Annotated in this window: 9 protein-coding genes and 1 tRNA gene; 7 read left to right on the forward strand and 3 right to left on the reverse strand. The window is 71.9% G+C overall.

The window, feature by feature from the left end:
• The first annotated feature begins 104 nt into the window (after positions 1–104).
• Positions 105–1,451 carry a sulfatase gene (locus ACG2DA_RS17980; protein WP_395257359.1) on the forward strand — a complete coding sequence of 449 codons (1,347 nt, stop codon included), beginning with the start codon at positions 105–107 and terminating at the stop codon, positions 1,449–1,451.
• A gap of 61 nt (positions 1,452–1,512) precedes the next feature.
• Here ACG2DA_RS17980 and ACG2DA_RS17985 read toward each other — a convergent pair.
• Positions 1,513–1,599 (reverse strand) — tRNA-Ser (locus ACG2DA_RS17985).
• 169 nt (positions 1,600–1,768) lie between these two features.
• On the opposite strand from ACG2DA_RS17985, the gene ACG2DA_RS17990 reads away from it, so the two are divergent.
• Positions 1,769–2,746, forward strand: coding sequence for a hypothetical protein (locus ACG2DA_RS17990; RefSeq protein ID WP_395257361.1), 978 nt, complete (start codon positions 1,769–1,771; stop codon positions 2,744–2,746).
• A 72-nt stretch (positions 2,747–2,818) separates the two neighbouring features.
• Here the strand turns inward: ACG2DA_RS17990 and ACG2DA_RS17995 are convergent, their stop codons facing one another.
• Positions 2,819–3,100 carry a BON domain-containing protein gene (locus tag ACG2DA_RS17995; protein ID WP_395257363.1) on the reverse strand — a complete coding sequence of 94 codons (282 nt, stop codon included), beginning with the start codon at positions 3,098–3,100 and terminating at the stop codon, positions 2,819–2,821.
• A 295-nt stretch (positions 3,101–3,395) separates the two neighbouring features.
• Between ACG2DA_RS17995 and ACG2DA_RS18000 the strand changes: the two genes are divergently transcribed.
• The 5 genes from ACG2DA_RS18000 (at position 3,396) to ACG2DA_RS18020 (ending at position 11,271) form a co-directional block, all read left to right on the forward strand.
• A complete protein-coding gene (locus ACG2DA_RS18000) occupies positions 3,396–4,085 on the forward strand; it encodes a hypothetical protein (protein ID WP_395257365.1) in 690 nt (229 codons plus the stop codon).
• Between the two features lie 52 nt (positions 4,086–4,137).
• The gene (cysS, locus tag ACG2DA_RS18005; protein ID WP_395257367.1) at positions 4,138–5,652 is read left to right on the forward strand and encodes a cysteine--tRNA ligase; all 1,515 of its coding nucleotides are present in this window, start codon (positions 4,138–4,140) and stop codon (positions 5,650–5,652) included.
• Positions 5,653–5,704: 52 nt separating this feature from the next.
• Complete coding sequence (locus tag ACG2DA_RS18010; protein WP_395257369.1) at positions 5,705–6,379, forward strand: Uma2 family endonuclease; 675 nt, start codon at positions 5,705–5,707, stop codon at positions 6,377–6,379.
• A 100-nt stretch (positions 6,380–6,479) separates the two neighbouring features.
• Positions 6,480–7,535 (forward strand): SIS domain-containing protein, encoded by a 1,056-nt coding sequence (locus ACG2DA_RS18015; protein ID WP_395257371.1) that lies wholly within the window; start codon positions 6,480–6,482, stop codon positions 7,533–7,535.
• A gap of 103 nt (positions 7,536–7,638) precedes the next feature.
• A complete protein-coding gene (locus ACG2DA_RS18020) occupies positions 7,639–11,271 on the forward strand; it encodes a hypothetical protein (protein ID WP_395257373.1) in 3,633 nt (1,210 codons plus the stop codon).
• A gap of 219 nt (positions 11,272–11,490) precedes the next feature.
• On the opposite strand, the gene ACG2DA_RS18025 is transcribed toward ACG2DA_RS18020, so the two are convergent.
• Positions 11,491–12,599 (reverse strand): c-type cytochrome (locus ACG2DA_RS18025; RefSeq protein WP_395257375.1); only part of this gene is annotated, 1,109 nt, incomplete at its 5' end.

The raw sequence follows: 12,599 nt of genomic DNA on the forward strand, positions 1-12,599 counted from the left end.
GGGACGCTCCCTCACGGTCGCGGCTCCAAGGGAGAGAGGCGAAGTTCGGGCCCGGCCCGGTTAGGATCGGGGTCTTCCGATCCATCGCCTACCGGGACCGCCCAATGACGCCGCTGTTGCTCGCCGCCTGTTTGCTCGGGGCCGATCCGGTCGAAGCCGGGGACGCCCCCGCCGCGGACCGGCCGAACGTGTTGCTGATCCTCTCGGACGATCAGGCCTGGGACGACTACGGCTTCCTCGGCAGCGAGCACGCCCGCACCCCGCACCTGGACCGGCTGGCGGAACAGTCGCGGACCTTCCCCCGCGGCTACGTCCCCACGAGCCTGTGCCGGCCGAGCCTCGCCTCGATCCTGACCGGGCGCTATCCGCACCAGCACGGCGTGACGGGGAACGACCCGGCGCCGCCGGCCGGTCGGAAGGGCGGGCCGGAGTACGTCGCCCTGAAGAAAGCGCTGAACCGCACCCTGGCGGACGACCCGCAGCTCTCCTCGCTGTTGCAGGACGCCGGCTACCGCACCCTGCAAACCGGCAAGTGGTGGGAGGGCGACCCGACGGACTTCGGCTTCACCGCCGCGATGACCCACGGCGACATGACCCGCGGCGGCCGGCACGGCGACGAGGGGCTGAAGATCACCCGCGACGGGAAGCCCTCGCCGGACCTCGGCCCGCTGCCGGCGTTCATGGACGAGGCGGAGCAGGCCGGGCAGCCGTGGTTCGTCTGGTACGCCCCGTTCCTGCCGCACACCCCGCACGACCCGCCGCAGCGGTTGCTCTCGAAGTACCGGGACCGGGTGGAGGCCGGCGAACTGACGCTCAGCGAGGCGAAGTACTTCGCCAACGTGGAGCGGTTCGACGAAGCCGTCGGCGCCGTGCTGGCCGAGGTGGACCGTCGCGGGCCCGCCGGTTCCCAAGGACGCGGCACCTTGGTGGTGTATGTCTGCGACAACGGCTGGATCACCCGACCGGACAAGTCCGCCTACGCCGACCGCAGCAAGCGGAGCCCGCACGAGGGCGGCGTCCGCACCCCGATCATGCTGCGACGCACCGGCGTGATCGAACCGGAGCTGAACGAGACGCCGGTGAGTTCCGTCGATCTGGCCCGCACGATCCTGACCCACTGCGACGTGCCGGTCCCGGAGGCCGTCGGCGGCACGGACCTGTTGGACGACGCCGCCGTCGCCGATCGCGGCCCGGTATTCGGGGAGGTCTTCGAGCACGACCAACCCTTCCCCGCCCCGCCGGCCGCCGGGCTGAAGTACCGCTGGGTCGTGGACGGGAACTGGAAGCTGATCCTCCCGCACGCCCCGCACTTCCCAGGCGAGCAGCCGCCGACGGAACTGTACGACCTGTCCGCCGACCCGCACGAGACGACGAACCTCGCGGAGGAGCGCCCGCAGCAGGTCGCCCGGCTCACCGCCCTGCTGAACGACTGGTGGGCCCCCACGGAGTGAGCGCATGCGTAACGCCGAGGCCCCGGGGGGCCTCGGCGTTACGGCGTTGCGGATTGTCGAGCGGAGAGGGCGGGATTCGAACCCGCGGTCCCCGTGAAGGGACACAGCATTTCCAATGCTGCACAATCGACCACTCTGCCACCTCTCCGGGGCCCGCCGCGAACGCCCCCGGGGGGAGCGGTCGGCGAACGGGCGGGCAATGATAGCATCGGCGACGCGGCGTCGTCACCGTATGCGGGGGCTTCGTTCCGGAAAATCTCCCCGGACCGCCCCCTTCGCCCCTCGGACACCGCCGCTCCCCGTCCGGTTCGCTCGCCATGACCGCACAACCCGTTTCCCCCGACGCCCCGGCGCCCGACGGCGGGGCGCCCGGCGGCGGGGGGGGCGGGGCGCCGCGGGAGACGGCGGCGGACTGGCTGACCGTCCGCGTCGCCCTGACGGCGGCGGTCGTGGCGGCGCTGATGCTGCTGTGGAGCGGGTGGCGCTGGTGGTCGGCCCCGCCGGCGGAGCCGGCCGCCGTCAGCCCGACGCGGCTGGGCGTGCTGTTCAGCCCCTACCCCGTGCCGCCCGCCGGCGATTCTCCGTCGGACCCCGCCGACCGGCCGGGCCTGCTGGTGACCGCGGTCGACGCCTACGGCGCCGTGCGGCGGTCCGGCGGACGGGTGGGCGACGTCTGGTTGAGCGTCGCCGGCCAGCCGCTGTGCGACGGCGTCGACCCGCTGGCGGCCGCCCAGCGGGTGCAAATCGTGCGGGGGGCGCTGGGTCCCGGCTTCGCCATGGAGGTCGAAGCGCTGCACGGCGGGACCCTGCGGAGGTTCGTGGTGCGGGACGACGCCCCGCCGGCGGACGGCGTCCCGCCGTACGTGCCGGTCTGGCCCCGCGACCTGCCCCCGGACCGCGGCCTGATGGGGGCGGAGTTGGTCGCCGTCGCCCCCGTCGAGCTGACCGCGCTGCCGGGGGTGCTCGTCGGCGCCACGACCCCGGGCGGCCCGGCGGATCAGGCGGGCCTGCGAACGGGCGACCGCATCGTCGCCCTCGCCCCGCTCCCCCCCGACGCGGAGGCGCCCGCCGACGGCGCACAGGGCGACGAGGGGGCCGCCCCGCCCGCGGCGGAGCCGGCGTGGACGCAGGTCGCCACCCCGGCCGAGTGGTTCGCCGTCGCCCGGGACATTCGTCCCGGTCAGACGGTGACGCTGGACCTGCGGCGTCGCGGGCGGGCGCTGTCGCTGCGGGTGCCGTTCGTGGCGGAAAGCGAACTGCCGCAGATCCGCCGCCGCGCCCCGCTGGGTTTATAAGAAAGGGCGTCCGGCGCCGTTTCTTTCAACCTGTCCTTTAACCGATCGTTCAACGGGACCGCCGCGGCCGCCTCAGCGGGCGGCGACGGTCAGGCGGTTCCGCACGAAGGCCCCGCTGCGTCCCAGGGCGCCCATGACGGCCTGCTGGGCGAGTTGTTTGTGGTGCCAGCTGGGCACGTCGCCGGAGAGGACGACCGCGTCGCCCTCGGCGGTGTTTTCGACGGTGCAGAACACCGGCTGGGTGCGAAAGTGCGAGCTGTTCGCCAACGCCCCGGAGGCCCGGCGGTGCAGGTCCTGGGCGAGGCTGGCGTGGGGACGGTCGAGCAGAAACGCGGCGGCGGGCATGGCGGACACCGGACGAGGGTCGGGGCGGAGCGGGAGGGGTTGTGGGAGGGCGACGCCGAAGCGTGCAAACCCGATTCCGAATCGGGCGAACGCCCTGATGCGTGCGGGGAACGTGGCGTTTTCGCAACGTCGAACTCCCGCAAAGAGAACGTAGGTCACGCTGAGCGGCGCGGAGGAGATTGGTTCCTGCAAAACTTGCGCGCGACCCCGCCCGCCGAACGGGCGGTCCGGCGGGCGCGGTTCCGCCGTCCGCGGCCGGGCTCTCCGGGACCGTCTCAGCATCCACCTCTCCCGTCCAACCGCCATGACGACCCCCGTCGCCGACGAACCGTCTCCCCGCCGGGTGCCGTGGCCGGCGGCGGCGGTTTATACGGCGTTTCTCGCCGTGCTGATCCCGACCTACTGGCGCTATTACGGGCCGACGAACTTCGTTTACTTCTGCGACCTCGCCCTGTTCCTGACGCTGATCAGCGTGTGGACGCAGAAGTCCCTGCCGGCGAGCGCCGCGGCGGTGGGCATCCTGATCCCGCAGGCGGTCTGGGTGGTCGACTTCTTCGTCACGCTGTTCGGCGGACATCTGCTGGGCATGACGGATTACATGTTCAACGCGGACAGCAGCCTGTTCCTGCGGGGGCTCAGCTTCTTCCACTTCTGGCTGCCCTTCCTGTTGGCGTACGTGGTGTGGAAACTCGGCTACGACCGGCGGGGGCTGGTCGTGTGGACCGTCATCGCCTGGGCGGCGCTGCTGATCGCCTACTTCCTGCTGCCCGGCCCCGGCGAGGCGGCCGACCCGCTGACGCCGCAGAACGTGAACTACGTGTTCGGCCCCTCGGAGACGGCGCCGCAAACGTGGGTCCCGCCGCTCGTCTGGTTCGGCGGACTGCTCGTCGGGCTGCCGTTGCTGGTGTTCGCCCCCACGCACTTCGCCCTGCGGGCGCTGTGCGTCGACGCCACGCCGCAGACCGGCGTTCCCGCCCGGGAGCGAGCGGCTTAGACTGCCGCCCCCCAGAGCCGACACCGACGGACCGAGCCCGCGTTTCCACGTCATGACGACCGCCCCCGCGATCCAGTTCTACAACTCCCTGAGCCACGGCCTGGAGCCGTTCGCCCTGCCGACGGACCGCCCCGTCACGATTTATAGCTGCGGGCCGACGGTCTACGACTACGCCCACATCGGCAACTTCCGGTCGTTCCTGTTCGCCGACCTGATCCGTCGCTTCCTTGAAGCCTGCGGGGCCGAGGTGCGCCATGTGATGAACATCACCGACGTCGGTCACATGACCGAGGACACCGGCGAAGACAAAATGGCCCAGGCCGCCAAAAAACTGGCGGAGAAAAAGAAGGCCGACAAGAAATCCGGCACGGTGGAGGAAGGCCAGGTCGAAGACCCGTCCGACCCGTACCAGATCGCCCGGTTCTACGAGGACGCCTTCCTGCAGGACGCCAAAACGCTCGGCATGAAGCTGGCGGACGAGCCGGAGAACATCCCCCGGGCGACGGAAAACGTCGACGGGATGCTCGCCATGATCCACGAATTGCTCGCCAGCGGCCACGCTTATAAAAGTGAGGGCGGCGTGGTGTATTACAGCGTCGAGAGCTTCCCGGAGTACGGCAAACTGTCCGGCAACACGCTGGACCAGCTCGTCGCCGGCCAGGGCGGGCGGGTCTCCGAGGAGGAGATCGCCGGCAAGCGGCACCCGGCGGACTTCCTGCTCTGGAAGCCGGACACCTCCCACATCATGAAATGGGATTCCGACCTCGGCACCGGCTATCCCGGCTGGCACATTGAATGTTCCGTGATGGCCCGCCGCCTGCTGGGCGACACCATCGACATTCACACCGGCGGCGAAGACCTCATCTTCCCCCACCACGAGTGCGAAATCGCCCAGACCCGCGGCGCCACCGGCGAGGACCGCTTCGCCCAATTCTGGATGCACGCCCGCTTCCTGATGGTCGAGGGGGCGAAGATGAGCAAGTCCAAGGGCAACTTCTATACGGTGCGGGACGTGCTCGGCGGGAAGGTCACCGGCCGGGAGGTGCACCCCGGCGTGCTGCGGTACGAGCTGACGAAAAGCCACTACCGGGCCAACATGAACTTCACCGCCAAGGGCCTGTCCGACAGCGCCGCGGCCGTGCGGAAACTGATCGAGTTCAAAGCGAAATTGAAATCCGAGGCCGGCGACGCGACCGCGGAGGTCGACGCCTCCCACCCCGCCGTCGCGGAGTTCCTCGCGGCCCTGGGCGACGACCTGAACATGAGCGGCGCCCTGGGGGCGCTGTTCCCCTGGGTGTCCGGCCCGCACCCGGACCCGGCCGAGAGCCTGGCCGCGTTCGAGATTATGGACTCCGTCCTCTGCACCGACCCGTCCGCCGCCGCGGCGGGAGATGCGACGGCGGACGCCGGCGAGTTCGACCCGACGGCGCTGTGCAAAAAGATCGACGAGGCCCGGGCCGCCAAGGACTGGGCCGCCGCCGACGCCGCCCGGGACGAGTTGAAGGCCGCCGGCTACGAGGTTCGCAACGATCCGAGCGGCACGATCGCGGTGAAGGAACTGGCGTGAATCCCCGCTGCGCCTCGCCGTTATACTGAGCGGGTCCCCCCGGAGGTTCGTCATGTCCGTCGCCGCCGCGTCGCCGCCCGCGGTCGATCCGCCCGCGTCTCCCTATCCGCCCTACCCGCCGGAGATGGAGGCGGACGAGTTCAACGCCTGCACCGGGCTGGAGCTGTCGGCGGAGGAATTTCTGCGGCTCCCGCCCAACCCGGCGCTCGACCGTTGGCTGATCGACGGGGTCCTCTGGGAACAACCGATGACCGTCCGCAGCCTGCCGCACACGGAAGCCGAGATTCACGTCGCGCACGCGCTCGTGGGCTGGCTCAAGTCGCAGCCCGAACCGCGTCCGCGGGCGGGGTCCGGAGAGGTGGGAGTTCGCTTTCCCGGCCGGAACAGCGTCGTGGGCATCGACGCCGCGGTCTTCGATGCGGAGACGGCCGCCCGTCAGCCGCCCCCGCCGGAGGAGGGCGAGGGGATGCACGTCTGGCACGGCGTGCCGCTGCTCGCCGTCGAGATCAATTCGCCGACCGATCGGGAGCGCGACATCACCGCGAAGGTGCGGGAATATTTGGCCGCGGGCGTTGCGCAAGTCTGGGTGCTCAGCCCCGGTCTGCAATCCGTCACCGTGCACCGTCCGACCGGCAGGCTGGCGATTTACTCCGGCGACGACACGCTCCACGGCGACCCGGAACTGCCCGGCTTCGCGGTCCGGGCCGGCGATCTGTTCGGCGGCTGAGCGACGCGCCCGCCGGCCCGGCGATCCCTCTTCACCCGGCCCCCGCGGCGGCGCTACAACCGAGGGTCCCCCGCTCCGCACGAAGGCGACGCCCGTGGGTTTGCCCGCCGTTCAACGTTCCGACGACTCGCAGTTCGACGGCGCCCGCTCCGAGGGCGCCCGTTCCGCCGGGCGGGACCTCGTGCCGTTCGACCGGTTCGCCGCCGCCAATCGAGCCGCCGAAGTCCTGCGGGCCGAGGCCGACGCCCTGCTCGCCCTCGCCAAATCGCCGCCGGCCGGGCTGCTGGACGCGGCGGACCTGATCGAATCCCGCGGCGGGGGCGTGGTCGTCACCGGGATGGGCAAGGCCGGGCTGGTCGGGCGGAAGATCGCCGCGACGCTGGCCAGCCTGGGCACCCCGGCCTGCGTGCTGCACCCCGGCGAGGCGGTGCACGGGGACCTCGGGATGGTCCGGGACGACGCGACCGTGCTGGCGCTGTCGCACAGCGGGGAGACGGCGGAGGTCACGCAGATTCTCGCCCCGCTGGCCCGCCGGGAGGTGCCGGTCGTGGCCGTGACCGCCAAGGCCGGCAGCACGCTGGGCCGGGCCGCCGCGGTGGTGGTTGCGATGGGCCAGCTGCGGGAGGCGGACGTGCACAACCTGGCCCCCACGGTGAGCACCTGCGCGATGATGGCGCTGGGGGACGCGCTGGCGGTGCTGCTTTCCGAACGGGTCGGCTTCACCCCGGACCGGTTCGCGGAGTTCCACCCCGCCGGGTCGCTGGGCCGCAAGCTGGCCCGGGTGAACGAGGTGATGCGCACCGGGGAGGCGTTGCGCGTCTTTGCCGACCGGGAACCGGTGCGTAAGGTGCTGGTGACCGCCGAGGGCGAACGCCGCACCGGGGCCGTGATGCTGATCGACGACGCCGGCCGCCTGACCGGACTGTTCACCGACAGCGACCTGGCCCGTCTGCTGGCCCGCCGGGGGGAGCACGAACTGGACCGCCCGGTCAGCGCCGTGATGACCCGCTCGCCGATCACCGTGGGCGAGGACGTCTCCGTCGGGGACGCCGTGAGCCTGCTGAAGGGCCGCAAGCTCAGCGAGTTGCCGGTGGTGGACGCGGCCGGCCGCCCGGTCGGGCTGGTGGACATCACGGATTTAATCGGCTTGGTTTAAGCGGTTTCAGGACCAGATGCGTCCCCAACCCGACGCGGCGCTTCGCGTTAGGATGGAAAGCGCGTCTTCGCTTCGGCCTTCCCTCCCCCCGCCCCCGCCCGCCGTGTCGACCCCCGGCCCCGACGCCCCGCCCGCCCGTTCGGCCGCCGAGCCCGCCGCCGGACCGCGGTACGGCCCGGCCTCCGGCGCCCGGCGGGCGCTGCTGACGGCCGCGACGGCGCTCGGGCTGACGGGGCTGTACTTCGTCTACGCCGCGACCGTCACGCCGCTGCTGGAATCCGCCCGGATGAAGGCGGACACCGCGGCCCGCGGCCGGCCGACGCACATCGTTCCGCCCAAATCGAACAAAGAGCTGGCGGAAGAGTTCCTCCCGCACGCGCCGTTCGCCGCCGAGGCCGCTTACCAAATCGGCTCCGGCAACAGCATGATGTATTGGAACGAGTGGGAGATCGTGCAGCGGGAGGAGGACAAAAGCGCCCTGAAGGTCTCCCCCTTCGCCATCGTGTTGGTGGACGACTCCGGCACGGACCCCGCCGCGGGCGGCAAGATCCCCACCACGATCACCGCGGACACCGCCCTGCTGCGGTTCAAACAACCGATCTCCGAGGACATGGTCTCCAGCCCCGGCCGGGTGGTCGCCGGGGTGTTCCAGGGGGCGGTGCGGATCGACGGCGAAGACGGCCTGCGGGTGGTCGGCTCGGACTTCCTGTATCGGGAGGGCGACGCCGTCAGCAAGTTCTCCACGATCTACAGCGACAGCCCCGTGCAGTTCCGGCACGGCGGCGTCGGCCGCGGCGAGGAGCTGGCCGGCGGCAACGAGGGCGCCGGCGACGGGGTGGAGATCAAGCTGTTCCGCACCCGCACCCCCAGCGCCTACGACAACGTCGCCGCCGACGGGCTGGAGGAGATCGCCGTCCGCGGCCCGGTCGCCGTCACCCTGCGCGGCGGCGGCCTGCCCGGCCTCGACGCCGCCGGCGGCCCCCTCGCCGAGGCGCCCGAGCCGCAGGTTGACGACGAAGACGACGAGAACCGCGAGCCGGTCCAGATCACCGCGACCGGGCGGCTGGTCTTCAACCCGCACGAGAACACCGCCCGGTTCACCTCCGTGCAGCCCGGCGGCGTGCGGGCCTGGCGGGAGCAGTCCGCCGACGCCGCCCCGCCCGCGCCGGAGCGGGCCGGGCCGGACGAGCTGATCGCCGACGACCTGCTGGTCACCTTCACCCCCGCCACCGACGAGGCGAAGCGGACCGCCGCCGAGACCCGCGCCGCCCGGGAGAACCGCGACTGGGGCGACCGGAAGTTCTACGCCGCCGACGACGACCTGCAGGCGACCGCCGTCATCGCCCACGGCGCCCCGGTGCGGGTGCACTCCTCGGCCCGCCAGCTCAAGGCGACCGCCGCCCGGCTGGAGCACGACGTCGCCACGGACGTGCTGACCCTGATCGGCGGTTCGGACGCCCGCGTGGCCGGCTACCGGCCGGTCGGCGGGGCGCAACGCCCGGAATGGGTGCACGTCACGCTTCCCGACTCCGTAATCCGCTGCCCCCAACTCATCGTGACTCCCCCGGAGGTTCCCGAAGGAGTCGATCCGGAGTCCGTCGACGCCCCGCGGAGAGTCAACGCCGCCGGCCCCGGCACCCTGCTGCGGACCGACCCGGAAACCGGTCAGCTGGCCTCGAAGGTCACCTGGCCCGGCACGCTGATCACCAGCCGGGACCGCCTGACCGGCCGGGATGTGGTGACGCTCACCGGCGCCGAGAACCCCAAACGGGACGCCGCGGGCCACACGGAGCTGGCCGATCAGGTGCTCGTGCAGACTTTCGACGAGGGATCGGACCTCGCCGCGGATCACGTCGTGCTGGAACTGGAAGAGAACCCGCACGCCGACGAGGACCAGGGCAAGCCGGCGGAGCCGGGGCTCAACCAGGAGGAGAAACCGCAAACCGGCTCGCTGGCGGAGGCGAACCCGATGGGCGGCTCGGTGCGGCCGGCGAAGGCGGTCGCCACCGGGTCGGTGCGGATGAAGGGGCCGGAGCTGCTCGCCGGGGCGAAGCGGATCGAGGTGCACTTCGCCGATCCCCCGCCCAAACCGACCCCGCCGCCCGGCGAGCAGGTCGCCGCCGCGGGCTCCGGCGCCGGCGGGGCGAACGCTGCGACCGGCGAACCGGCCCCGGCCGAGGAATCGGCCGCCGAGGAGGAGCCCGAAGAGCCTGGCCGGACCTCCAAGTTCTACGCCGACGACGTCGTCGCCACGCTGGTGCGGCCCCGCACCGAGAACGGCGTGGAGGTGGAGGAGGGCTACGTCTCCCACGCGGTCGCCACCGGGCAGGTCGGCCTGTTCCAGGACGCTCCCGCCCCGGCCGAGCCGGGCGCCGCGCCCGGCGACGCCCGCTACGCCCGAGCCGACCGGGCCGTCGTCACCGGGACCGGGCCGGGCCAGCAACTGCTCACCCTGTTCGGCAAACCGGGCGACGAGGACTCCCCCCCGATCCCCGCGGAACTCAACGGCAGCGGGTCGGACCTGACCGGGCCGGAGATCCGCTTCGACCCGCAGGCGAACACCGCGGTGGTGGTCGGCGGCGGCTCGCTGGACCTGCCGGTCCGCGGCGGCGGCATGCCCGGCCTCACCGGCGACCGCGCGTCCGACCCCGAGCCGGAGGACCCCGACGCCCCGACCCGCAAGACGGTCCGCGTGGACTGGGGCGAATCGATGACCTTCGACGGCACCGTCGCCACCTTCTATGGCGGCGCCCGCACGATGTTCCACGGCGCCGAGGGCGAGGTCGGCTCCGAGGAGTACACCGAGGACACCATGCGCCTCTACTGCCAACTCATGACCGTCACCCTCACCGAGAAGGTCGTGTTCGGCTCCGCCCTGCCGGGCGCGGAGCAATCCCCCGGCGAGGAGAGCGACGCCGATCCGGAGATCAAACTCATCACCTGTCACGGCCGGGTGAACCTGCGGGGGCGCCAGGACGCCCCGGACCTCCGCAACCCGGACCCGAAGCAGCGCCTGGTCCCGCAGGAGGCCCAGCGGGTCGAGGGGACCTTCGCCCAGTTGGAAGTCCTCTGGCAGACCGGCGACTTCACCGCCCAGGGCGAGGGCGAACTGAAGCTGTGGCGCCGGGACGACAAAACCGCCCCCGCCCCGGCCGGCAGCGGCACCGTGCGGCCCAACGCCCGCAGCGAACGCTCTCTCGCCCTGCCCTGCGAACTGGTGCACGTGAAGTTCAAACGGGAGGTCAAGGGGAACCTCAACGGGCCGGACGCGATCTTCCATCCGAAGTCCGACAGTCGCGTGGAGGTCGTCAACGGCCCGGTGCGGGACTTCGGCGTCGAACTGCTGACCGGCCCCACGGCCCCGCTGCCCCCCGGCGCCTCCCGCATGGAGAGCGACCGCCTCGAATTGCGGCACGTCGAACCGGCCGGCGCCCCCGAGAACGCCCCCAAAACCCGCGAGCTGTTCGCTAGCGGCAACGTGGAAATCGACGGCCACGGCGAATCCAGCGGCGGCCGCCCCGGCGCCTGGTATTGGGCCGACGCCCCCCGGGCCACCTACAACGAGGCCAAGGGACGATTGGAGCTTTCCGGCAACGCGAACGGCCCCGTGCAGCTCTACCGCTCCGAAACGCGGGACGGGGCCCGCACGCTGGCCGCCAGCCGCACGATCGTTTACTTCCCGGACACAAATACGATCGACGTGAAGGGCGTCCAGGGCGCCGACGGCTTGCCCTGACGGGACCCGGTTCGCGTGCCTCTACTCCCCTCGCCCCCTTTTGGGGGAGAGGGGCTGGGGGTGAGGGGGCGGCGACGCCCGATCGCCGTTTATGGTCCGCTTCGCTCTCCCGTCGGTTCGTCACTGCAAAGAGCGGGCGCGGGTGAACCGTGCGTCACCCTCACCCCCGGCCCCTCTCCCTGAGGGAGAGGGGAGACACGGCCGTCGGCCGCGGCCCGGTTATCGTGGCGCCGACTCCGTCCGCAGGTAGCCGATGAGGTCGCGGACCTGTTCCTCGGTGAGCGTTTTAAAGAGCCCCTCCGGCATCAGCGAGGCGTCGCCGGCTTCGATCTCCAGCACGTCGGCGGCCGGCAGGGTCACGGTGGCGTCGGCGGTGGCGAGGGTCAGCGTGCGGTCGTTCGACTCGCTGACCACGCCGGTCAGCACGCGGCCGTCGGCCAGCAGCACGGTCGAGACCCGCCACGCCGCCGGCACGATCGCCGAGGGGTCGAACACGTTGCCCAATAAATAATCCAAATTGTGCCGGTCCGAGCCGGTCAGGTTCGGGCCGAGGTCGCCGCCCTCGCCGTACAGCGTGTGGCAGCGCCCGCAGACGTTTTTAAAGACCTCCCGCCCGGCGGCGAGGTCCGGCTCCCCGGCGTCGGCCAGTTTTTCCTTCCACGCTTCAATTTGGGCGAGCTTCTCCGCGGGGGTGGCCCGGGTGGTGCCCCAGTGCTCGTCGAGGACGGCGTCGATCTCCGGGTTCTTGAAGGCCCGCAACGCCCGCACGTGTTCCGCAGAAAGCATCGTAACGCCGAGGCTCGGCAGAGCCTCGGCCAGCTTCTCGCCATAGCTCGGCCGGCTGACGAGCGTCGCCAGTAGGGCGTCGCGGTCTTCGAGCCGGACGTTCGGCAGCGCGTCCAGCAGCACGGCGGCGGCCTCGTCGCTCTCGAACGCCGCCAACCCGCGGGCCGCCGCGGCGAACAGGTTGCGGTCCTCGCCCTTCCGCCGCTTGAGGATGTCGATCAACAGCGGGGCGACGGCTTCGTCGCGGGCCTCCGCCAGCGACTCGATCGCCGCGACCCGGGCGGCGTCCGAGGCGGAGCGGTCCATGACGACGCCCCGCAGTTCCTCCAACGCCGCCCCGTCGCCGAAGATCACGCCGAGTTTGTTGGCGAGGTCCCGCACCTCCGCGTTCTCCGACGCGGCGAAGACGGGCTGCACCTCGGCCCACCCCGGCGGCGGGGTGACTTTGCGGCGGCCCTCCAACGCCGCAGCGGCGCCGGCGAGGACGTCGCGTTGAAAGGCGACGGCGTCGTCACCAACCCGAAGCGTCAGCGAGGGCGCCG

Source organism: Alienimonas sp. DA493 (genome assembly GCF_043951915.1).
Classification (GTDB): domain Bacteria; phylum Planctomycetota; class Planctomycetia; order Planctomycetales; family Planctomycetaceae; genus Alienimonas.